At 38.5% G+C, this 23559-nt stretch carries 26 protein-coding genes; 6 read left to right on the top strand and 20 right to left on the bottom strand.

Going from position 1 to position 23559, the window contains the following annotated elements:
- Positions 1-27: 27 nt before the first annotated feature.
- The 6 genes from H514_RS0113155 to H514_RS0113130 form a co-directional block, all read right to left on the bottom strand.
- Complete coding sequence (locus tag H514_RS0113155) at positions 28-387, bottom strand: hypothetical protein (protein ID WP_027445099.1); 360 nt, start codon at positions 385-387, stop codon at positions 28-30.
- A 142-nt stretch (positions 388-529) separates the two neighbouring features.
- Positions 530-1123: a coiled-coil domain-containing protein gene (locus tag H514_RS0113150; protein WP_027447377.1), complete on the bottom strand. Its 594-nt coding sequence runs from the start codon at positions 1121-1123 to the stop codon at positions 530-532.
- 366 nt (positions 1124-1489) lie between these two features.
- Positions 1490-2722, bottom strand: coding sequence for a cation:proton antiporter (locus H514_RS0113145; protein WP_027447376.1), 1233 nt, complete (start codon positions 2720-2722; stop codon positions 1490-1492).
- A gap of 187 nt (positions 2723-2909) precedes the next feature.
- The gene (locus H514_RS0113140) at positions 2910-5291 is read right to left on the bottom strand and encodes a penicillin acylase family protein (protein ID WP_027447375.1); all 2382 of its coding nucleotides are present in this window, start codon (positions 5289-5291) and stop codon (positions 2910-2912) included.
- A 123-nt stretch (positions 5292-5414) separates the two neighbouring features.
- Positions 5415-5810: a VOC family protein gene (locus tag H514_RS0113135; RefSeq protein ID WP_027447374.1), complete on the bottom strand. Its 396-nt coding sequence runs from the start codon at positions 5808-5810 to the stop codon at positions 5415-5417.
- Positions 5811-5880: 70 nt separating this feature from the next.
- Complete coding sequence (locus H514_RS0113130; RefSeq protein ID WP_027447373.1) at positions 5881-6417, bottom strand: hypothetical protein; 537 nt, start codon at positions 6415-6417, stop codon at positions 5881-5883.
- Between the two features lie 171 nt (positions 6418-6588).
- Here H514_RS0113130 and H514_RS0113125 point away from each other — a divergent pair, with 171 nt between their 5' ends.
- Positions 6589-7584, top strand: a complete 996-nt coding sequence (locus H514_RS0113125; RefSeq protein WP_027447372.1) for an aldo/keto reductase — start codon at positions 6589-6591, stop codon at positions 7582-7584.
- 45 nt (positions 7585-7629) lie between these two features.
- Here the strand turns inward: H514_RS0113125 and H514_RS0113120 are convergent, their stop codons facing one another.
- The 3 genes from H514_RS0113120 to H514_RS0113110 form a co-directional block, all read right to left on the bottom strand.
- Positions 7630-8004, bottom strand: coding sequence for a DUF2500 domain-containing protein (locus tag H514_RS0113120; protein ID WP_027447371.1), 375 nt, complete (start codon positions 8002-8004; stop codon positions 7630-7632).
- Between the two features lie 63 nt (positions 8005-8067).
- Positions 8068-9105 carry a DmpA family aminopeptidase gene (locus H514_RS0113115; RefSeq protein ID WP_231566629.1) on the bottom strand — a complete coding sequence of 346 codons (1038 nt, stop codon included), beginning with the start codon at positions 9103-9105 and terminating at the stop codon, positions 8068-8070.
- Positions 9106-9141: 36 nt separating this feature from the next.
- A complete protein-coding gene (locus tag H514_RS0113110; RefSeq protein ID WP_027447369.1) occupies positions 9142-10272 on the bottom strand; it encodes an amidohydrolase in 1131 nt (376 codons plus the stop codon).
- Positions 10273-10453: 181 nt separating this feature from the next.
- Between H514_RS0113110 and H514_RS24000 the strand changes: the two genes are divergently transcribed.
- The gene (locus H514_RS24000; RefSeq protein WP_051255142.1) at positions 10454-11215 is read left to right on the top strand and encodes a thermonuclease family protein; all 762 of its coding nucleotides are present in this window, start codon (positions 10454-10456) and stop codon (positions 11213-11215) included.
- Between the two features lie 18 nt (positions 11216-11233).
- Positions 11234-11476, top strand: coding sequence for a hypothetical protein (locus tag H514_RS0113100; protein ID WP_027447368.1), 243 nt, complete (start codon positions 11234-11236; stop codon positions 11474-11476).
- Positions 11477-11514: 38 nt separating this feature from the next.
- Here H514_RS0113100 and H514_RS0113095 read toward each other — a convergent pair whose 3' ends face one another.
- The gene (locus H514_RS0113095; protein WP_027447367.1) at positions 11515-12534 is read right to left on the bottom strand and encodes an NADP-dependent oxidoreductase; all 1020 of its coding nucleotides are present in this window, start codon (positions 12532-12534) and stop codon (positions 11515-11517) included.
- A 283-nt stretch (positions 12535-12817) separates the two neighbouring features.
- On the opposite strand from H514_RS0113095, the gene H514_RS0113090 reads away from it, so the two are divergent.
- Both H514_RS0113090 and H514_RS0113085 read left to right on the top strand, forming a co-directional pair.
- Positions 12818-13333: a DinB family protein gene (locus H514_RS0113090; protein ID WP_027447366.1), complete on the top strand. Its 516-nt coding sequence runs from the start codon at positions 12818-12820 to the stop codon at positions 13331-13333.
- Between the two features lie 61 nt (positions 13334-13394).
- On the top strand, positions 13395-14153 hold the full coding sequence (locus tag H514_RS0113085) for a MerR family transcriptional regulator (protein WP_027447365.1): 759 nt from the start codon (positions 13395-13397) through the stop codon (positions 14151-14153).
- Positions 14154-14205: 52 nt separating this feature from the next.
- Here H514_RS0113085 and H514_RS24975 read toward each other — a convergent pair whose 3' ends face one another.
- The 9 genes from H514_RS24975 to H514_RS0113040 all read right to left on the bottom strand — a co-directional run bounded on the left by H514_RS24975 (position 14206) and on the right by H514_RS0113040 (position 20847).
- On the bottom strand, positions 14206-14355 hold the full coding sequence (locus H514_RS24975) for a hypothetical protein (protein WP_169449758.1): 150 nt from the start codon (positions 14353-14355) through the stop codon (positions 14206-14208).
- A gap of 56 nt (positions 14356-14411) precedes the next feature.
- Positions 14412-14615: a hypothetical protein gene (locus H514_RS0113075; RefSeq protein WP_027447364.1), complete on the bottom strand. Its 204-nt coding sequence runs from the start codon at positions 14613-14615 to the stop codon at positions 14412-14414.
- 29 nt (positions 14616-14644) lie between these two features.
- Positions 14645-14782 (bottom strand): hypothetical protein, encoded by a 138-nt coding sequence (locus tag H514_RS24705; protein ID WP_154657380.1) that lies wholly within the window; start codon positions 14780-14782, stop codon positions 14645-14647.
- A gap of 2 nt (positions 14783-14784) precedes the next feature.
- Positions 14785-15366 carry a hypothetical protein gene (locus tag H514_RS0113065; RefSeq protein WP_027447363.1) on the bottom strand — a complete coding sequence of 194 codons (582 nt, stop codon included), beginning with the start codon at positions 15364-15366 and terminating at the stop codon, positions 14785-14787.
- A 108-nt stretch (positions 15367-15474) separates the two neighbouring features.
- On the bottom strand, positions 15475-15948 hold the full coding sequence (locus H514_RS0113060; RefSeq protein ID WP_027447362.1) for a helical membrane plugin domain-containing protein: 474 nt from the start codon (positions 15946-15948) through the stop codon (positions 15475-15477).
- Positions 15941-18886 (bottom strand): formate dehydrogenase subunit alpha, encoded by a 2946-nt coding sequence (fdhF, locus tag H514_RS0113055; RefSeq protein WP_027447361.1) that lies wholly within the window; start codon positions 18884-18886, stop codon positions 15941-15943. The genes H514_RS0113060 and fdhF overlap by 8 nt, the downstream gene beginning before the upstream one ends.
- Positions 18887-19215: 329 nt before the next feature.
- The gene (locus H514_RS0113050; RefSeq protein ID WP_027447360.1) at positions 19216-19671 is read right to left on the bottom strand and encodes an NUDIX domain-containing protein; all 456 of its coding nucleotides are present in this window, start codon (positions 19669-19671) and stop codon (positions 19216-19218) included.
- 192 nt (positions 19672-19863) lie between these two features.
- Complete coding sequence (locus H514_RS0113045; protein ID WP_027447359.1) at positions 19864-20100, bottom strand: hypothetical protein; 237 nt, start codon at positions 20098-20100, stop codon at positions 19864-19866.
- A gap of 165 nt (positions 20101-20265) precedes the next feature.
- On the bottom strand, positions 20266-20847 hold the full coding sequence (locus H514_RS0113040) for a DUF2087 domain-containing protein (protein WP_027447358.1): 582 nt from the start codon (positions 20845-20847) through the stop codon (positions 20266-20268).
- 143 nt (positions 20848-20990) lie between these two features.
- On the opposite strand from H514_RS0113040, the gene H514_RS0113035 reads away from it, so the two are divergent.
- A complete protein-coding gene (locus H514_RS0113035; protein ID WP_027447357.1) occupies positions 20991-22298 on the top strand; it encodes an HD-GYP domain-containing protein in 1308 nt (435 codons plus the stop codon).
- Positions 22299-22354: 56 nt separating this feature from the next.
- Here H514_RS0113035 and H514_RS0113030 read toward each other — a convergent pair whose 3' ends face one another.
- Entirely contained in the window at positions 22355-23116 is a 762-nt protein-coding gene (locus tag H514_RS0113030) for a sporulation protein (protein ID WP_027447356.1), read from the bottom strand.
- Positions 23117-23559: the final 443 nt, after the last annotated feature.

Genomic DNA, 23559 nt, shown 5'->3' with positions numbered 1-23559 from the left:
CCCTTTAGTTGAACAAGATTCGTATTATCATTTCTTAACTTCTAAAAAGACTAATGTATATTCTTCTTTTTGAACGAATTCCCCTTGAGAACAATTCAATGAGAAATCTCCTGTAAACCAAAGGTCAACAACATCTCCTTCTTCAAGGTCTTCAAATGTGATTGCTTCGCCTGAAGTCTCTGTTAAGGATGTTTCGTTTGTTATGTTAAACCAAAAGTCTCCGCATTCACTGTTGCCTTTAACAAGTATTTTGTTATCAGACGAATCAATGTCTAAAATTTCTTCTGTATAACGGGGACCACCATCTTGATCTACTTGATCCGTATTATTACAAGATGTTAAAAAACAAGTAGCCAGTACAACTATTAATAATAAATTGCCTTTCACATAACCCCCCACTTTCGAGTTTAGATCTTCCAGCCTTTATTCAATTATCATGCTTCTTTAACACAATAGGAACTACCGCATCGACAACTCCTTGTTCCACTATTGCACCCGTTACTTTAGGAAAATAAATTCACAATTTATGTTATGGAATATAAATTTCTTGAACAAATACAATCTCATCATCAGTCTTATATAACTTTAGGAATAAACCTTTTAAATTAGTGGTTTTTAAATCGTTCCATTCAACTTTCCGAAGAGTCATTGCGGTCCTGTCTAATAAGAAGACTGGTATTTCATTAAGAACACTATATTCTGTTAGTTCTTCAGATTCGTTTAGACCCTGGTATTGCCCATTTTGGTCTCTTTCAATATTTGAGGATCTAAAAATGAGATTCAACACTTCATTTTTAAACTCAAAATTTTCAACTATACCAGTTTCGGATTTTGTAATACTTTGTACAATGCTACTTGTAACATTCAGGGACTTTTCCAATGTATCAATTTCGTTATTTAGTTTTAATACTTTATTATTTAATTCATCTATCTTTGAATTATATTCTTCCAAAGATTGGTCTTGTTGTTCTGAGGTAATGTTTTGAGCGCTTATTGTTGTTTCTAGATTTTTAACTTTTTCTTCTAAAGAATTGATGTTACCATCAGCAGATTCTTTATCATCCCTGCATCCGCTTACAATTGTGATTAATACAATAAATAAAATAAACAGATATCTTCTCAATTTTCCCCCTCCTAAAATTAAACACTCTTATTCAACTCTTCTGCCACGTTAGTTTAAGTACATTCTTTCACAAACTCTAAATTTATTTTAACATAAAATAACAATTTCCTGTTTGAATTTGAACATTAACATCACAAATAACATACCAATTCACATAGGAAAAATCACATTGACAATAGCTGTTGACATCATGCTATTTGGGGTGCGATTTTGTATGCTAATTCATGCGTTAAAAACCGATAATCGTTGATATATAGGGAAAAAGAAAAGACCAAATCACTATGCGATTTGGTCTGCTAATGGATATGCTATTTCGTATGTTTCTCCACCGCAACGGAACTACTTAACAAATTGTCAGGTTTCTTTTTAAGACTCTTTTGAACCGGGACCTACAATCCCTAATTTCTTAATAAGTGGTTTTAAAGACAGCCCTTGAACTACAAGAGAAAATAGCACAATTGAGAAAGTTAGAAGCAAGACTTCTTCTCGTCCATCAAAGTCATCAGGTAAGCTAAGTGCCAAGGCAATCGATAAACTCCCTCTCAGCCCACCCCAATTTAGGAGTATTCGATCTTTATTCGTTAAGTCTTTAACATAACTTGTACTTATAAACAGTGCTATCGTTCTGCCAACTAAGAAAATGACGATAGCGATAAGAATCATTCCCCATTTGCCACTAAAATCAATTTCACGAATTTCGATACCGACCATAAGGAATATTAGTGAATTAGCTAACAATGTAACGGTATCCCAAAATGAATTAATATTGACCCTTGTTTCTTCGGACATTCCAATTTTCTTCCCATAACTTCCGAATAATAACCCTGCAACAACGACGGCAATAACACCTGAAACTTTAAAATGCTCAGCAACAAAGTAACTACCAAAAAACAGTAACATGGAAAATGCGATTTCTAGCGGATAGTCATCAAAAATACGAATGATTTGTGAAAATACATATCCGAAAATAAGGCCAACTAGCGCACCGCCAACAGCAAATTTAAGGAACAAGAAAGCCCCTTCTCCAACTCCAGCTAACCCCATTTCCATGTACCCTAACAAGTAGATGCTAGAAATCTTGAAGAGAACAACAGCAATACCATCGTTGAAAAGGGATTCCCCTTCCATAATGGTAGAATACTTCTGAGGAACACCAAGACCTTTAAAAATTGAAAGTACACTGATTGGATCTGTTGCACTCATTAAAGCAGCAAATGTAAAGGACACAACAATAGGTAGCCCCAATATAAAATAAGTACTAAATCCGATAACGATAAAAGTTAGAAACGTACCAAGAAAAGCGAGAGAGATCACCGTTTTCTTTAAATCATACAAATGATGAAATGGCATCTTTAATGTTGCATCACCAAGCAAAATTGGTAAGAACAATGAAATAATAATGGCATGAAAAACCTCTGATTGTGTGATGAATTGTTCAGCTTCCTCAACCATCGGTATTTGAGTCATGCCAAGTAAAACACCAACAAGTACAAGAGCGATTGAATAGGGTTCCTTTATCAATTTGGCAATTCCAATAACTGTTACGGATATGGCAAGTAAAACTAATATTTGAATAAATACATCATGAAAACCGTGCATGACGCTCCCCTTTCTTATGTAAAAAAATGAAGTCCTTTTTACTATTCCCGCTATGTTCTAATCTGATTCTCATTTTATCATAGTAATTTCCAGAATTAGTACATTAAGAGCAGAAGCGCATATTTCGTTTCATTTCCTATAAGATTAAATAAGTGTAGACTAACCATTAGTCCCCACTTTCAATAAGTTACTTTGGTTGTAATAAAAGCTTAGCCCCTTCAATGCCCTCTGTAACCGTAGTATGATACGTCCCTTTTACCCAATCATCACGCTGGTCATGATACCATTCACTTCGAAAATGGCCAGCTTGTCCAGGGCCCACAATATGACTAGCTTTTGAGATGTCTTTCGCATCTACCACGAAACGCCAGGATGCACCGTGTCTTACCAGCCCACTCTCATTATTATAACTAGCAGCCATAACTGTAACGCTACTTCCACCAACAGGGATTGGATCTTCTCCATTAAAGAAACGCTCTAAAAAGCCAATACTTGAAAGTGGGTGATCAAACGTTACCCTGTGGTAATCTCCCCATTTCCAGCCCTCTACCTGCTCGCCAAATCGATCCGATAAGTCTGAGACAGCTTGAGCAAGTGAGGCTTCTAAAAGTTGATTAAAGCCTCCTTGTTCCTCAATCCAAATAGGCGTTTCTCCTTTCGCTGCTTTTCGAATCAACTCATCTGTAGTCTGCCCCTTCCCTTTAAACATGGCTAACATTTCATCAGAAAATGCATCTCCATATAAACGTTCTGTAAACGTTTGAATCCATTTGTGATATACAAGTGGAGCAGCACCATCAACATTGTCTTCATAATTCCAACGTTTTAATAGCGCTACAGCCTTTTTTTGTTTATCCGTAAGATTTTCGTTTGGAAGATGTTTTAAAAAGATTGGAACAAACTCACGAGCTCGTAAGTTCACTTGGTCCATTTGTAGTTCTTTCATGTCTTGAGCAGTTAAGTTATCGCGATCTCTTAACTGTTCTGCGATTCTCATATACCTATACGGCTGAGCCCAATTATTTGATATATGATGTGGATACGAGTCACTCACAACTTTATTATTTGCAGTGGCAATGAACCCCTCATCTGGATTTATTGTAGTGGGTAGTTCATCAAATGGGATAAAACCATTCCACTCATTCTTCTTCTTCCAACCTTCTAGCGGGAGTAATGCCTCACTACCATCTTCGTATATTGGAATTTTCCCATTCGCTTTATATGCGATTGTTCCACCTTTTGAAGCAAAAACAAAATTTTGTGCCGGCACGAGAAACTTTTCTAACCCTTTCTCAAACTCTGCCCAATTTGAAGCTCGATTGATCTCCAATATGGCTTCTAATTCGGTCGAGGCATCTAACGCTGTCCACCTTAAGGACATCGCGTTTTCTTCCCCCGTCTTCCCAGCAAAATCAGAGATGATCGGACCATGTCTAGTTTCGACGACTTCATATGGAACAGTTTCGCCATCTTTTACTTTTATCGGTTCCTTAATAACTTTAGCTTTCTCCCATTCTCCTTCATACAAATATTCATTAAGGCTATCAGGGTTTCGCTTTTCAAGATAAAGCTGTTGTACGTCAGGTCCGGTGTTTGTTACCCCCCATGCGATTTGATCATTATGACCTAAAATAATTCCTGGGATACCTGCAAAAATCACACCGCTCACATTGTATTTAGGTGACTCTAAGTGCATCTGATACCAGATTGATGGAGTCGCTAAACCTAAGTGAGGATCATCTGCTAATAAAGGTTTACCTGACTTTGTTTTTTCCCCTGATACCACCCAGTTGTTACTTCCGTTAAAGGGGTGAGGAATCACAGCACCACTAAAGCTATCCTCAATATCCATTTCACTTTTCGTTAAAACAGTTGGTGCATCACTTGGATAGGAAGGAAATAGTTCAAGTGCCTTTTCCCTAGGGAAGGATTGTAACAGGTGATAGTTAAAGGCCTGTCTTTCCCAATGACCTCCTAAATCAAAAGCCATATATTTCCCAATCGTTAAGGAGTCAATGGGTGTCCACGGTTCCGGCTTCCCACCCATTAGGATAAACTCAGGGCGTGTGCTGTTCGTTTCCTCAGCATGTTTCATATACGCATTCACACCATCTGCATACCACTCCATGATTTGTTTGGCTTCATCAGAATAGGTTTTATAAGATTTTTCAGCAGCACGTCTTAAACCTAATGTTCGAAAATATTTATCTTGCTCTATAGCTGCCTCTCCTGCAACTTCACTCAATCTCCCCGATGCTTGTCTTCTGGCCATGTCCATTTGAAACATTCGGTCTTGAGCTTGAACATATCCTTGTGCCAAAAACAAGTCATGTTCATTTTCAGCCTTTATATGAGGAACTCCATCTTGGTCTCTTACCACTTCCACCGGAGCCCGCAATCCCTCAACGGATAACTCGCCCTCAATTTGAGCTAAACTTTTGTTTATGTATGCGTTTACATATATAAGTGTACTAACAAGAGCTAATAACAATAAACCAATTATAGAAAGCGTGATAATATGCCATCGCTTTAACCTCCGCTCTCTCCTAGGCTGACGAACAACCTCCATATCATTTCCCCCTCCATTATAACTACCATTCTATTATATTATGAATTTTCTGATAATAAAACTAACAAAACTAGACACCCCATCATAAGACTGCCTAGTTTTGTTAGGGCCATTTTCTTCAACCTAAGGTGCTACAACTTCAACTTTTATGCGATCAGGATCTTCGAAAAAAACAGCGTAATAATCCTCTCCACCTACATAAGGATGCCTGTCCTCGTACAATACCGGAATATCTTTTTCTTTTAATTGTTCCGTAATCCAATCAACATGGCCTTTTGACTCTCCATAAAAAGCAAGGTGGTTCAATCCAGTTCCTTTTCTATGATAGGGAATATGTAAATAGTTCTCTTCTGTTTGTACAAACACTAAATAGGTATGATCTAGCTTGAAGCTCTTCCCTTGCTCCCATTCTTGATAAGCTTCATAGCCGAGTTCTTCTAGTAACCATCCCCAAAAAGATAAAGACTTTTCTAAATTTGATACATATAGTTCAATGTGGTGTAGGACTCCTCGTTTCATGTTCAATCACCTTCTTTTTTCATATTAAATAAGACGAATCCTACACCTATTAGGATTCGTCTATACATTATTATTTTAATACAGATAATAGATATTTCCACTCTTTAAGTGAAAAGGTTTGTTGTGAGGTTAACGAGTAGGAGAAGGGATGTTCCTCCCATATTACTTGAAAGATATCACTTCCATTCATAAACATTGTATAGCTTCTTCCATTTACAACCACATCTTCTTTATTATCAAATGTATTAGCATGATCTAGTAACTCCTTATCATTTGACTGCTTAAGTGTAAGTAATTCTTCATTTTTGTTTAAATAGGTTTGTCTGACTAATAACCCTTCATCTAATTGCTGGTACCCGATATATGTCCTGGTATATGTCATGGGTGGTTCTTTTAAGGTTTTAACATCAAACCCTACCTCCTGCTCTAATTCATCTACCGACTCAACCATCGTTATTTTGTTAGGAAGTTGGAGTGGTTCGCTAACAGAAATGGCTAACTCTTTTGGCATAACCGCTTCTTGAGAACGAATTAACAAACCAATACAAATGACAGTAAATACAACCAGTGCCACTCCTAAAAATAAACGCTGCGGAATTCTAATCATAATTATTATTCCTCCTAGACAAGCTACTATCAATCTATTCTTGTCTTGAGGTTTTCATGCAAAAAAAATGAGTGAATTTCTAGCCCACCTATTCAAATGGTTATCATATATTCACAGCGGGTACATGTATTAAAAGGTAACATTAGACTTACCAATGAAGGAGGAACATCCATGGAAAACATTCGAGTAAGTAATACGGATATTGAAACATCTAGAATTGGACTTGGTACTTGGGCTATCGGTGGATGGATGTGGGGTGGAACGGATGAAAATCAATCCATTAAAACCATTCACGCAGCTTTAGATAAAGGTGTATCGCTAATCGATACGGCTCCAGTATATGGTTTTGGGCGTTCTGAAGAAATCGTTGGAAAAGCTATTCAGCAATATGGAGGAAGAGAAAACATCACGCTTGCCACAAAGGTAGCTCTAAACTGGCAAGACGAACAGGTTTATCGCGATGCGTCTGTTGATCGTATTCACAAAGAAATAGATGCATCTCTCAAACGTCTACAAACAGACTACATCGATATCTATCAGGTTCACTGGCCAGACCCTACTGTTCCAATTCACGAAACCGCTGAAGCATTATACTATTTATATAAACAGGGAAAAATCCGTGCGATTGGTGTAAGTAACTTTTCACCAGAGCAAATGGATACATTCCGCGAGGCAGCACCATTACACGCAGTCCAGCCTCCTTATAACATGTTTGAAAGAGGGATAGAGGAAGATATCCTTCCTTATGTGCAAGAGCATAACTTGCATACACTTCTTTATGGTAGCTTATGCAGAGGGTTGCTCACTGGAAAAATGGATCGTAACACAACCTTTGAAGGGGATGACCTCCGTAACAACGATCCTAAATTCCAACAACCGCGATTTGATCAATATCTTAATGCCGTTCAAGAGCTAGATCAATTGGCTCAAGAGCGATTTAATAAACGCATCATTCATCTAGCACTACGCTTCATCTTAGATCAACCAGGAACAGGTACTGCCCTATGGGGTGGAAGAAGACCAGAGCAAATGAACCCAATTGATGAAGTTATGGATTTCAAGATTGATCAAGATGCGCAAAAGGCTATTGATGAAATTCTAGTGCGTAACATTGAAAATCCTGTAGGACCTGAATTCATGGCTCCACCTTCTAAGCAAGATTTATAACCCATAATAAAAATCCTCCAGCAATACTGGAGGATTTTTTTCTCATTACATTCTTTCAAAACCTTTATAACGCGTGCCTTGAAACGTTAATGAACCGACATCATCTTCTGCTAGCATGCCGAATTCTTGCCCGTCTATTTGAAGTTCCATTCTATCGCCGCTTTCTACTTCAAAGGTAACGAAATAATATGTACGTGTCGAATTCATATTATCATTGTTTCGCCCTCTTACTTGAGTACGTTTTGAAATGACTTTTGCATTTACGGTTAATACAGGCTGTTTGTTGTTATAGCTCCATTGTTTAATCCCTTTAACAGCTGTCACGATAAATATAATAACAATGATCATAAAAACAGCACCAATAAAGTAGGGTACGATACTAAATAAACCAAACCCCGGACCCGGTCCTTGTATTCCCATTTTCCTCACCTCACACAATTGTACGATAAAAACATAAAATAGTTTCACATATGATCAATCTTTTTAATGATTTTTCAATAATTCATATGGAAGAGCCTCAACTTTTCGTCCCTTTCGACCTAAAGTTGTGTGAGCACTTGTTAAAGAATTCAAAACCGCTTCTTCTGTCGCTTCAGCCACAGCTTGAAACAACGTATTCATAACGGGATGACTATCTTGAATACTTGTAAACGTTTTAACTTGATCTTCTGAGAAGTGATCGACTTGATTCGAATTCGAAAAAGCTATGATAATATCTCCGCTTCCGTGATGGATATGAGAACCAATACGACCAAGTCCCACTGATGCTCTTTTTGATAGACGTTTTAACTGACGACTATCTAACGGCGCGTCCGTTGCAATGGTAATCATAATGGAGCCATCCGGAATGTCTTGATCAACACCCGCAGAATTGTAATTTGCGTATCGAAACTCTTCCCTTCGACCAAAATTGCTGTTCACGAGAACACCAACATGCCATTCCTCTACTTTCCTTGAAGAGCTTCCTATACCACCTTTGTATTGAAAGCACACCATACCGGCACCCGCTCCAACAGCACCTTCATCAAAAGAAGAACTAGCATTCTCAATAGCTAACTTTGCATGCTCTGGTTTTACAGCTCGTCTCCGGATAGAATTTAGGTAGCTATCATTACATTCACCTACTACAAGATTAATGGTCCCCGTTGTATCTCCCACTTCAGGTGTTTGCTCTAACATATAATCAAGCGTTCCATCCATTACAGCTCCAACCCCAAATGTGTTCGTAAGCATAATAGGAGCTTCTATGTTACCAAGCTCATCAACTTGAACAAGCCCAGCCGTTTTTCCAAAGCCATTTAACACATAACAAGCAGCAGGCACCTTTTTATAAAAAAGATGCCCTTCGTGTGGTAAAACGGCTGTCACGCCTGTTTGTATTACTTCTTGGTCTTCTAATTCTCGAGATAAAGTGACATGCCCCACCTGAACACCGGGCACATCTGTAATTTGATTATGTTTTCCAACTGACAAAGATCCGATTTGTATCCCAAGATCTCTAGCTTTCAATCGATTATTCACAGCCGTTTCCTCCTCACACATTGCCCAGGAAATGTTTTATCCAAAAACCCAATGTCCATCAATCATGGTACGCTCAACAGAATTTCGTAAATCAAAAGGATCCCCGCTCCAAATGACAATATCAGCGTCTTTACCTTCTTCTAGTGAACCTACACGATCATCTATACCTAAGTGCTTCGCTGCATTTAATGTTAATGCCTTCATTGCAATGGATTCATCTAATCCGTGTTTAACAGACATAATGGCACTTGTTATTAGATGTTCAATGGTTACAACAGGATGGTCAGTTGTAATGGCAAAAGGGATATTTGCTTCTGCATAAGCAGGAAGTGTATGCCAACCACGATTAACGAGTTCAACTTTTGAACGTGATGTCATGGTAGGTCCCACCGCTATACTAACATCATGCTTTGCAATGAAATCAGTTATTAAATGCCCTTCTGTTCCATGTTCGATTGTCACATCAATATTAAATTCATTTTTCACCCGCAGAACCGTTGCGATATCCTCCGCTCTATGGGCATGTACACGTAATGGCATCTTCCCTTCAAGTACTTTAGCAATCTGTTCCAGCTCCAGGTTTCGTTCTTTATCTTCTTTTTTCTCTAAATAGTTTTGGGCCTCTATTAACTTTTGACGGAGTAACGCAGCTACACCCATTCTTGTTGTAGGCAGATTACCTTTGCCACCATGAACACGTTTTGGATTTTCACCAGTAGCTGCTTTCAATCCTGAAGGCGCTTGGACAATCATCTCGTCCACAACTGTTCCAGCAGTTTTTACGATCGCCATCTCTCCACCAATTACATTCGCACTCCCTGGAAGGATTTGTACCGTGGTTACTCCCCCTTGTCTAGCATCTTCAAACCCCTGATCAAAAGGATTTATGCCATCTAAGGCACGTATTTGAGCGGTTGTTGCACTGCTCGTTTCATTAAAATCATGACCTTCACGTCCAATGCCTTGCTCAAATACACCAATATGTGTATGTACATCAATTAACCCAGGTGTTACCACTTTTCCAGTTGCATCGATTACTTCATAACCTTCTGGAACTTCTTTAGAACTATCTACTCGCTCAAGTTTTCCTTCTTTTATCAAAATCGTTTGTTGTTCAAATTTTTCTCCTTTACCATTAAAACCACTCGCATTTACTATTGCGTACACCCTACATTCCCCTTTCTATATCCATATAAGATAAGTGTAAACTATTTCATTATCCGAAATAAATCAAAAAGTACGAAAACTCTAAATTTTTGTCTTATAACACAATTCCCTATAAGGCTAGCATCCCGCTTCAAAATCTATTAAAGTGGTACATAACATCAAAGAATTAAGGAGCTTACATATGCACGCTTATAAGAACATTGCACTGATCTTATTTTCCTCTATAGTAATCCTTACTGGATGTACAGAGGTGAAACAAGTAAGTGAACAATCACAGTCAAAAGAATCAACTGAACAACAAAGCCTCATCAAGGCAAAAGTTGAAAAGGTTGTTGATGGTGACACAATTTCAGTCCAAATGAATGGCAGTGAAGAAACCGTACGCATGTTGTTAATCGATACACCTGAAACCAAACACCCTAACAAACCTGTTCAACCTTATGGACCTGAAGCTAGTCAGTTCGCTAAAGAAAAGCTTTCAGGGCAACAAATCAAGTTAGAAATTGGTACAACGAAGCGAGATAAGTATGATCGTATTCTTGCCTACGTTTATGTAAACGGAGAAATGTACAATAAGCAAGTGGTTCAAAGTGGTTTAGCACGTGTTGCATACGTGTATCCACCAAATGATAAGTATGTCGAAGAATTAAGAAAAGCAGAACAAGACGCGAAGAATAACGCTAGAGGAATTTGGAACGAACCTGATTATGTACAAGAAGATGGCTTCCATGCTGATGCTATCCAGGAGAAAAAGAAACAACCTGATTCAAGTCAATCAAACATCTCCCTCCCTTATGCACCTGATGGTCCGGACAGGGATTGTGGCGATTTCCAAAAACAAATTGTGGCTCAAGCCTTCTTTGAAGCTGCAGGTGGACCAAGCGAAGACCCACACCGCCTTGACCGAGATCAAGATGGAGTTGTGTGTGAGACATTACCGTAAGGAAAAGGAGAATGACATATGAAAAAGAAATCATCCTATACTAGTCTCATTAAGAAAATTGTCTTGTTAGTCCCAGCCATTTTACTTTATATTCTTTTCTTTGGATTTGGTAGTTGGGTAGTTTTACACGCTCAAGACATGGAAACATTCACACCAGGCTTACTAGCCATTTGGGTCGTATTACTCCTTACCATACTGTTAACAGCTATCATCATTACAGCTCAATATTCAAAATGGTTGGATAAAGAGAAAACCTCATAAAACAAGCTAGGCTCTAGAGCCTGGCTTGTTTTTTTATTCTAATATTTAGGATCTGCAACTTTAACAAGCTGTTTTCCTAGGTTGTTTCCTTCAAATAAACCAAGGAATGCTTCTGGAATCTGGTCAAATCCTTCTGTGATTGTCTCTTCGTATTTTAGTTTTCCTTCAGCTAACCATGCTCCAAGTTGTTTAATCCCTTCAGGGAAACGCTCTGCAAAATCACCTACGATAAAGGCTTGCATTAATGCACGACTCTTCAACAACTTCGTTTGAACACGTGGACCTAGATCTCCATCAGTTCGGTTATAGGAAGAAATAGCGCCACAAAGCGGGATACGTGCAAAGGAGTTCAGAAGGTTTAAGACCGCATCCGAGATCTCGCCCCCTACATTATCAAAATACACATCTACACCATTTGGACATAAACCAAAGAGCGCATCTTGGATGTTCTCTACCGTTTTATAGTTAATCCCTGCATCAAAGCCAAGCTCATTCACAATGTAGTCGACTTTTTCATCTGATCCTGCAATCCCCACAACATGGGCACCTTGATTTTTAGCAATTTGCCCTACAATCATTCCTACCGCTCCAGCTGCTCCAGAAACAACAACCGTTTCTCCTTTTTTAGGCTTACCAATCTCCATAAAGCCAAAATAAGCTGTTAAACCAGTTAATCCAAGAGCACCTAGATAAGCACTTAATGGAGCACGCTCACCATCAACTTTTCTTAGCTGACTAGCTGGCACAGTATTTAAACGACGCCATCCAAGCATGCCAAACACCTTGTCCCCGACTTGAAGTTCATCATCTTCTGATTCGACAACTTCACCTACAACGCCACCTGAAATGACTTCATCTACTTTGAAGGGTTCTACATAAGATTTTTGATCACTCATGCGACCACGCATATAAGGGTCTACGGAAATATAAAGACTGCGTACGAGAACCTCACCCTTTTGTGGTGGTTTCACCTCAATTTGTTCATATGTAAAGTTTGCTTCAGTAGGCATTCCTTCAGGACGTTTTGCTAATAAAATTTGTTCATTTTGTTCAGGCATTTAATCATACTCCTCTCATTTCATTCTGTATCTATATTCCCATTTTGATTTCATTCAATCTAAAGAGGTAAAAAAAGAGCCAAGGGATCCCCTTTAGCTCTCTTCTTATCCAAATCATATCTAGTTTTATAACGATCAGCAAACGTTATGCTTTTATACATTCATTACTTCCCTATCTATTAACATGTACATAGTTATTTTACCATTATTTTCTTAAAAATAAGAGACTGTAATTAAAAAAGTTCCTCTTGTACACTGAACTATACTTGAAAGGAGAGAATATATGTCTATCGATTATCGAATTCATCCATTGAAGGACTACACACCACAAATCGGCACCCTCGTATCTATGCTAGACCACACTCGCGATGTAACCTTATCTGAGATCAAAGACTTAACCCAACAAGAGCTCGACCAACGCCCCTCATCATTTGAAAACTCAACCGGTGCTTTACTACAGCACATAGCTGGAATAGAAAAAGCTCATCAACTTATTACATTTGAAAGAAGAGATTTCACAAAAGAAGAGTGGGAAGTATGGGAGCCTACGCTTGTACTCGGAGAAAAAGGAAAAGAAATTCACGGTAACACGATTGACTATTACATAAATCTGTTATCCTCCATTCGTGAAAAAACAAAACAAGAACTTCAACAAAAGCCTGATCAATGGCTTTGGGAAGAGTTTAAGTGGCCACATGGTGTAGCCTATAATTATCATTTCATGTGGTACCACGTGATGGAAGATGAACTGAGCCACAGAGGTCAAATACGCCTTTTAAAAAAAGCATTAAAAAAATAAAATCGAAGTTGACTCTCTCGTTACGTCATAGTCTACGATGAATATAGGAGGTGAACGAAAGATGTATAAAGTAAAAGAAGTAGCAGACATCGTAGGAGTTAGCGTACGCACTCTTCATCACTATGACCAAATCGGTTTACTACAACCCGAATCGATAACACCGGCCGGTTATCGACTTTATACGTCATCAAACCTCGAACGTTTACAGCAAATTCTTTTCTTTAAAGAGATTGGCTTTTCACTTCAAGAAATTAAAAACGTATTAGACCAACCCGATTTTGACCGAAAAGAAGCATTAAAACTCCATAAGGATTTGCTTAAGAAAAAACGACAACGCTTGGATGACATGATTCATACTGTTGACCAAACGATTCAATCGTTAGAAGGAGGAACGGCTATGACAAATGAGGATATGTTTAAAGGATTCGATATGAAAGAGATTGAAGAACATCAGAAGAAATATGCAGATGAAGTGAGGGAGAAATACCCTAAAGAAACTGTAGATCAAGCACAGGCTAAAACATCTCAATATACAAAAGATGACTGGCAAAACATTATGGAAGAAACCAATGAGATCTATGGTAATATTGCAAAACGGATGGACAGAGACCCAGCTGATCCTGAAGTCCAGCAAGAAGTAGGCAAATGGAAGCAATTTATTACAGAGAACTTTTATTATTGTACCTTTGAGATATTTCGTGGGTTAGCTGATCTATATGTCGATGATCCTCGATTCACAAAAAACATTGATAAACACGGTGAAGGACTTTCCCAATATTTGCGCAAAGCCATGATTATTTACTGTGACAACCATAGCTAAAAAAAATGTACCGTACTCACATGTTGAGTACGGTACACTTTTTTACTTACGTTTATCCATCGTTCATAGATGTGCGGGTTGGGTGAATGGCTTTTTCAAGTTCTTCTGCTGCCATCACGTTATTGCCAGCATCTTTTGCGTCACTGGTCGGTTTCCCCTTTTGACTGCCATTATGGTTTTGCCGCTTTTTCTTCTTCGTCACATGGATCCCTCCTCAAGGTATAGCATGTGATAGTTGCAGTCATTTTATTTAGAGAATTACATACCGCCGCCTCCACCTGCTCCAGGTGGACCACGCCAGCTTTTTGCTTTCTCTCTCGTTACATTTTGTTCCGCTTCAATTTCTTCAGCCGTTTTGTCCTTATGTAGCATTAATTTGTCGCGCTTATTCTTCTTGATGACTAAGTATATGATATAAACCACAAGCAGGATAAATCCGATGTTCGCTAAAATGGCTAACAAAGCAATGCCCTCCCTTATTTCCTCCTATCTTACATCCACATTTCTTTTTTAGCTTTTGCTTCTTTTCTACTTTCTTTTATTGTTTTAGAGTCAACTTCACTCTTCTCAGAAACAATTAAGTAAACAACCAACCCTAAAAAGATTACTGCCATGATGTTAGAAAACATGATTAGACTCCTTTTATAAAAAAATTAATGATGACAACCAGTAAGACAAGTACACCTACAATACTGTTCAACCAATTGAACTTTTTATTCAATCGAATATCCACCAGAACTTGAGCCATACTAGTAAAAATAAATAAAATAGCTAAGACATTTACGTGCCCCCACATATGCTCACTCATTTGGAGGATAGTAAAATAAATCAAAAATGTACGAACATTCAATAGTATCTGATCCAACACATGCATTTCGATTCCAAAACGATTCTTATACCATTCGTAATTCCACATAATGCTACTTATTAAGATTACTCCCAATAATAACCCCAGCTCTACAGTAGACGAGGAAACCCAAAATGAAAGAATTAAAATAGAACCTAACCCCAATGATAGCAGTCCTTTTTTAATGGATCTGCTTTTGAGTAAGGTGTATAGCCCATATCCCCATAAAACACTTGTAAAGGGGGGCACAATCCACTCTACCGGCATTTCTTCCGTCAGCAATAATATAAGCAAGGCAAAGCCAGAAAAAAAGATTAAGATTTTCTTAATTGGTACGGAAGCAAGATCTTCTGAAAGCTGACTCACAAAACCACCTCTATTTTACATTACACCCCCTATTTTAACAGAGAATGGAAAGGACAAAAGAAAAAGCGAGTGAATTTTTACAAATTCACTCGCTCCTAACCACATAATTCAATCTTTTTTCCCTAACCCTCTTAAAAAGTGCATCATCATGGTAATACCCTGATTAATTTCCGGGTCTTTCAACGCCTTCATCAGATCCATCATAGATGTTTTTTCCTCTGATTCACTGCCTTCTTCCATACCTTCTAACCCTTGATTTAGACGTTTGGATAACTCACGTACTTTCTGAACATCTAAGTCCCCCATAAGGAAGACAAACTCGAATAAATTTTCAAAGGTTTTGGAGTAGCGCGGCTTGTTTGCTTCAGTGACAAAGTGACCTAAAGCTTCCTCTTTATGCTTGACAAACGCATTAAATGTATCCAATGTTCCAGCCTCATCTAACGTACGAATTAAATCAATAGCTTTCTCAATCGATTCAGCATTGTCAGCCATTTTCGCCTCGAGATTTGAAACTTTTTTTGCTCGAATTTGTTCTTGGGTCATCTCCATTTTTTTTATTCGCGATATTGCTTTAGCCATCTCTACTCACCTGATTTCCTGGGAATGTATAGTCATCTCTTTCCCATTTCCGTTCAACTCCAACACTGATTTGAGGTTGCGGATTACCTCTCCTGTGATTGTTATCAGGAACAGGTGACTTCCCTTTCTTTCGAATGACGTCCATTTTAACTGCAATCTCTTTATAAGCTGGCGTATTACTATCCTTATCCACTCGATTATCTGTTAAGAAGTTTACAGCCGACTTCCCATTATCGTTCAATGGTAGATATAGCTCTTTTCCCGCAACTCGATCTGTTACATGTACTTCACCTGTAGCAGATCCAGCATGAGAGGTTAATCGTACTAAGGCACCTTCTTCAATGCCCCGTTCCTCAGCCAACTCTGGTGAGACTTCAAGAAAGGCATTTGGTGTTTTACGAACAATACCAGGTGTTTTATAAGTCATGTTTCCTTCATGGAAGTGTTCAAGTAATCTTCCGTTATTGACATGAAGATCATATTCGTCATTTGTTTCATATAGCTTCTCATAGCTTAAGGAATAGAATCTTGCCTTTCCGTCCTCAAAAGGGAATTCATCTTCAAACAATAAAGGTGTGTCCGTTCCATCCGGTGCTACAGGCCATTGCAAGCTATTGTAACCTTTAAGACGATTATAGGTTACACCTGCAAATAATGGAGTTAAAAAGGCCGCTTCTTCCATGATCTTTTCTGGGTGCTCATAACCCCAATCATATCCTAATTCTTTTGCGATAAGTTGAATAATTTCCCAATCTGGCTTTGTGCCTTCAAGTGGTTCCATGGCTTTATAAATACGTTGGATACGACGTTCTGTATTCGTAAACGTACCATCTTTTTCAAGTGAACTACAAGCAGGTAGAATAACATCAGCATACTCAGCTGTTTTCGTTAAGAATAGATCCTGAACAACCATGAAATCTAACTTCTCAAAACCTGCTGTTACGTAATTAATATTGGCATCAACGATCCCTGTATCTTCACCAAGGATAAACATACTCTTCAAGTTACCCTCATGAATGTTTTCAATCATTTGGTGATTATCCATACCAGGCTCTATTGGTAGATCAACCTGCCATAGGTTTTCATAACGTTGTCTAGTATCATCATCGGTTGTTTTCTCATAACCAGGGAAGAAGTTCGGCATACTACCAAAGTCACTGCAACCCTGAACGTTATTATGCCCACGTAATGGATAGGCGCCTGCACCTGGTTTTTTGTAGTTACCTGTAGCTAGCAGTAAGTTTGAAATGGCTGTACTAGTGTCACTTCCGAGTTGATGCTGCGTTACGCCCATCGCCCAACAAATCGAAGTCGTTTCAGCTTCATAAATCTCTTTCGCTACTTGCTTTAACATCTCTTGAGTGATGCCCGTAGTTTTTTCAGCATACTCCAACGTGAACGGCTTTAAGCTCTCATAATACTCCTCAAAGTCATTCACCCAGGTATCAATAAACTCTTTGTCATGCCAGCCCTGGTCAATGATATATTTGGTTACAGCTGATAACCATACAAGATCAGTCCCAGGAGCTGGTTGAATAAATTCATCTGCTCGTTTACCCATTTCATGCTTACGTAAATCAAATACATAAAGTTTTTGATCAAAGAGTTTCTGGGAACGTTTGATTCGGGATGCCAATACAGGGTGAGATTCAGCTGTATTGGAACCAATCGTAATAACAAGCTCAGCTTTAGCAATATCCTCAATTGACCCAGCATCCCCTCCATGCCCCACTGTGCGGAAAAGTCCTTTAGTGGCTGGGGACTGACAATACCTTGAGCAATTATCAACATTATTTGTTCCAATCACTTGGCGAGCGAGCTTTTGCATGACATAAGATTCTTCATTCGTTGCTTTAGAAGAAGATATGAAGCCCATTGAATCTGCACCATGCTCTGCTTTTAATCGTTTGAAGTTGTCAGCCACAACTTTAATGGCTTCATCCCATTCAACTTCTTTAAAATGGTCTCCCTCTCGTACTAATGGATTCGTTAAACGATCATCACTATTCACGTAATCCCAACCAAACTTCCCTTTTACACACGTAGAGATAGAGTTTGCTGGTGAATCAATTTGAGGTTCTACCTTCAATACCTCTCGACCTTTTGTCCAAACATCGAATGAACAGCCAACCCCACAATATGTACACACGGTTTTGGTCTTTTCAATTCGATCCTCACGCATATTTGCTTCCGTATCTGAAACAGCAAAAAGTGGTCCATAACCAGGCTCAACTTTTTTGGTAAGTTCAATCATGGAACGAAGCAAACCTGGCTCATGATCCGTCATGTAACCTGCTTCTCCTTCCATATTTGTTTCGATTAGAGCATTACATGGACAAACTGTCACACATTGACCACAGTTTACACAAGAGGACTGATCAATTGGAACATCATTGTCCCAAATCACACGAGGTTGTTGTCGCTCCCAATCAATGGTTAGTGTTTCATTCACCTGGATGTCCTGACATACCTCAACACATCGACCACACAAAATACATTGATCTGGGTCATATCTGTAGAAGGAGCCAGTACGATCAACCTCATATGGTTTTGGCTCAAATGGTTTCGATTGGTGTTCAATTCCGAAATCAGCCATGGCATTATGAATCTCGCATGAACCGTTGTTATAATCGCAAACTGTACAATAGAGTTCATGTTTTTGCATGATCCGATCTAAAGCTTCCTTTTGAGAAGATTGCACAAGCTCTTTTTGTGTAAAAACCTCCATACCTGCTTCGACTTTCGTTCCACAAGCTCGTTTCAACTCCCCATTCACTTCAACTACGCAAGTGTCACATGTTTCAATTGCACCTAGCGCTTCATGGTAACAAATCTGGGGCACCTCAACTTCAGCCTCATTCAGTAACTGAATCAACGTTTGTCCGGGTTTGGCTAGCAACTCCTGGCCATTCACATTAATGATCATATGCTCCTGCACGTCCGTTCCCCCTTAAACAAAATTTAATTTTTGATGCCTTTCATTGCTGTATGTAATAAAAGTTGTCATAAAAAAACTTAGTATAATTTCTTTACCACGGGGGTTCTTGCTTCAAACATTCAAAATATAAATTCGAGAACGTGAAGAAACACTCAGAATAAATTCTGAGTGTTTCTTAATGTATTTCTACTGTCCTTATTAGATAAAGTATTTATGTGATTTATCGAGTATTCTTTATAAATTGTAGAGCTTTTTCAATATATTTATCTCTACCTTCATGAATGGCTTTCATGTTTAGTTCAACAGGGTAGTCAGGTGAGGTATCAGAGTTAAATTGAAAAAATTCTATGTAATAATGCTACATCTACCTCATCAATTTCTCCTATACGTTCTTCTCCATCCCAAAACACAATGGCATCTGTTTCTTCATTCTCTTGAAATGGGTGTAACTCTTCAACCTCACCAGTAAAGATAGGGTTAAACTTTTCTACTCCAGTCTCTTTGTTAACGAGCTTCATTACCCCAATCCATGATAAACCATGAACCACTTGACTTGTTTCTTCTTTCAATTCACGTTCTGCACATTCCCATGGGGTTTCGCCAGGTTCCCTTTTACCGGCTGGTAATTCCCATTGTGCACGCTTATGGTTATGACACAATAATGTTTTGCCATCTTTTCGAGCAATTACAAAGGACCCTGAAAGAATAAAGTCATCCATTGTATAATCCCTACTATTATAAAACTGCTTAATTTGATAACCGAACTTATTTGGACTGCCGATCATTTGTGAACTCTCCTTTTCCCAAAAATAGAAACAACTTCTTTCATAAATGTTTGATCTTCTATAATTCGATGTTCACACTGAAAAACCTCTTCATCGGTAATCATTCAAGGGTTATCTAAATGCTGTGATCTATTTTCTAAGGACAAAAAAAAGACGGAAAGCAAATGCTTTTCCGCCTAAAAAATCTTATCCTTACTGACAAACTAACGCTTTTGTAGGTTCAACTCTAGTTATTGGAGGAATCAATTCCCCTTGTACATGTACAATCTGGAAACGATAACGACTGTAGACCCAATCATCCTTTAAGCGACTCACAAAGCGTTTGGCGGCATCATAATCGTAAAACACAAGTTCTTCTCTCGTAGGACTTGGCTTCTCAAAACTTATCCTTGTGGCCCGGTTGTAGTATGCAATCACTTTGAAGGTCAATACATGTCGCCTCCTCTAGGGTCTATCTTTATCCCTTTTTTCTATTATCGAATAATAATTCTGAATTTTCAATACAAATTTCGACAAAATGATAGGTTTGTCTCAGAGATTAGATGATCATCAAATTAGCATGAGTAAAAAAACGGAGATCGATAGTCTCCGTCTTTAAAATATCACTGGCCACATTTCTTTTGGATTAAGTTCATACTGACCGTTTTCCCTATACATAAAGTGATGCATAACCCATTCCCGTCGAATTGTGGCAAAGTCACCATGATATTGCTTAATGTATTCATTTATTTCTTTTTCATTATAGGTTTTACCAGGTTCTAACTGACGAATCATATATGCAAGGGCTACAAGTTTCTTCTTTTGCTGGCTTGGAATTTGTTTCAGTGTTCCATCTGCATCAAAAAAATTCTTAATAATAGAAAGTTTGTCCTTTTCCTCAACTTTCATTTCTTGAGTCACTTTGGTTTCCTCCCCTATTTTTAAAATGGCGTTTGCATTAAATTCGAGTTTCTTATGGTCCAAATAAAAATATATGGTATTTCGATCCCGACGCTGGTAAACTAAGCCAATATCTCTTAATTTTGCAACATGATGTGTAATCGTGGGAGGTTTTAATCCGAGTTTATTCGCAATAGCCTGACCATGAAGTGGCCCTTGTTTTAATAACGTAACAATTCGAATTCTTGTGGGATCCCCTAAAGCTTTATGGAAATGAACCAGTTTATCCAATTGCATTCTTTCCACCACCTAATTTGATAATCATCTAATTAGATATTAATAAAATTTCAAAAAGACGTCAATACAATTTCAACCAATCTAGTTTTAAATTTGCTATAATGGGAGAACTAGTACTTTCAAACTATAAAGAGGTGTTTTATATGCCTATTCTTAACACGTTCCAACGAAGAATGCTTCTAAACTATATAATCGGATCGTTTATTGCCGTGTTTGGTGTTGGGAGTATCTTTATCTTTTACACACTTACTTTAAGTACTCAAGAAATCACAGCTTTATTAATCGTTATGGGTCTATCTGTTATGTCTATGCTTACTTGTGAATTCATTGTATTTCAAAAACATATTAGACCTATCAAAACCATTATCCAAAAGTCTTCACCTACCATAACAGAATTAGAAAAAGGGTATATCAGAGCTCACTATCAAACAGTAAAGCCTCTAATATCCCATATAACAGCTCGTACAAAGGAGTTATATGGGAGACATTTCTCTATTGATGAGTCTTACTTTTTAAGCATTCGTAAAAAGCTTCTCGTTACATCTGTATTTACGGCCGTATTTCCCATTGCCTTATTTATACTTGCTTCACAAATACGTTTAGCTGAAAACCAGACTGATATTCTTCAGAACTATTGGAACTGGGCATCCATGATTCTAATCGTAATTCTAGCAATCTCTCTTAGTGGAGCTTTGCTCATTTACAAGAGTATCGAAGAACCGATCGATGCTTTGCGTGATGGGATAAATCAGGTACGTAATGGAGAGTTAGAGTATATGGAGAATACATACTCAGATGAGTTTTCACAACTTGTAAAAGGGTTTAACCACATGGTCTCTGGTATTCAAGACCGTGATCAACGTAATGAACAACTTCTTGAAAGTTTTTTTACTGTTTTTGCTGCTACACTAGATGCCCGAGATCCTTATACAGCGGGACATTCTCAACGTGTTGCAGACTACAGTGTTATGATCGCTCAAAAGGACGGATTTTCCTCAGAAATGGTTGACCTTTTGAGAAAATCAGCTCTATTGCACGACATTGGGAAAATCGGCATTCGAGATTACGTTTTACTGAAAGATGGCAAACTAAATGACGATGAATTTAAACAAATTAAACAGCACCCTGTCATAGGGGCAAATATCCTAGAACAGGTAAACTTACCTCAAGACTTGCAACCTTTGTTACCTGGTGTAAAGTACCACCACGAACGATATGATGGAAAAGGATATCCGGAAGGCTTAAGTGGAGATAACATTCCTTTATTCGGGCGTCTCATGGCTGTTGCTGATGCCTTTGATGCGATGACTTCAGACCGCCCTTACCGAAAAGGAATGTCTTCTGAAAAAGCATTGCAGATCATTGAAGAAGGTAAAGGCACACAGTGGGATCCATATTTTGCTGAAGTGTTCTTAGAAGTTATGGGGCATAAAGAACGAATATCAGTATAAATGAAAAAGCTAGAGCAGGTTTAAATAATCTGCTCTAGCTTTAATTTGTATGAAGTTTAGTTTGAAAAGCGTTCAATTAACTGTTCAAGCTTACTTGCAATAGCTTCTTCACCTTCTGAAAGTTCTTGGTTAGAGAAATGTGTTTTTACATGGCTTTCGTCAGCATCTAAGGCTTCAGCTAATAAGCCACCTAACCCTTTAGCGCGTCGATCCACTTGTATGATGAGGTCCAACCCTTCTGCCTTAGGGAAGAAAAGAATTTCTAATTCATCTAGATCACTACGAAATTTCCCACCTGGTTGGAATTCAAATTCCTGTACGATTTGATAGTTACGCGCATATTCCATTTCAACTTTTCGCAGCTTGAATCCTAATTCATGCTGAACCGCTGTAAGGACGGCTTGAACATTTTCTGAAGGGTCCACATGAATGTAATCGCGATCCTGTGGGTCTACTGCATTCGGAATATCTAAGCCTGTTTGGAACCAGATAGGAAGACGCCCAAAGCTAGCTGGTGTATCGAGTGGTAGAGTGAAAGAAAAATCAATTTCCTTTTCTTCTCCTTCACCTAACGTGAACGAATCTGTGATATTAAATCGATGAACCACTTCATCTTCACGTACCTTGCGATCATCAACCTCTTTCACAACTTCTGTCATAAGAAATAGATTGATTCGATCAATTTGCTGTTCAACACTTCCACCTTGCATGACAACCTTCCCACGAACCTCTTCACCTGCTGTATAACGTTCTTTTTCTAACTGTGTATCTACTGTAGCTGCTCCGATTCCTAAACTAGCCATCATTTTTTTAAACATAATTCACTTCATCCTCTCTTGCTTGTTTTCACAATACCTTCTACGTCTTATGATACGATAATGTTTCATGATTTTCATAGGAAAATCTATTGAGACTCAGGGTTAGCCTGAAAGTAAGTCGATCTTCAGCTATAGCCCCCTTATGTGGAAGACTTGGATTCGAGATAAGTTGAGTATGGTTCCGTTACTTTAGTGGAGAGCGGCGGGCTGTGGGGGGGGTTGGTTTCCTGCGGACGAAGCGCCGAGCCTCCTCATTCGCAAGCTCTCTGCGGGGTCTCGTCACTCCGTTCTTCCGCTGGAGTCAACCCGTTCCACAGCCCACCTTGGCCAAATGGTGACTAACGGAACCACCGTAGTTCTGGGATGAGGTGTTCTAATTCCAGGTAGTATAATCCTATCATGACAAGGTTTTGAGCAACTTCTGTGAATATAAATTCCAATCA

Origin of the sequence: Pontibacillus marinus BH030004 = DSM 16465 (assembly GCF_000425225.1) — a bacterium.
In the GTDB taxonomy this organism is placed as follows: domain Bacteria; phylum Bacillota; class Bacilli; order Bacillales; family BH030062; genus Pontibacillus; species Pontibacillus marinus.
This window is presented reverse-complemented; position numbering and strand designations above follow the sequence as displayed.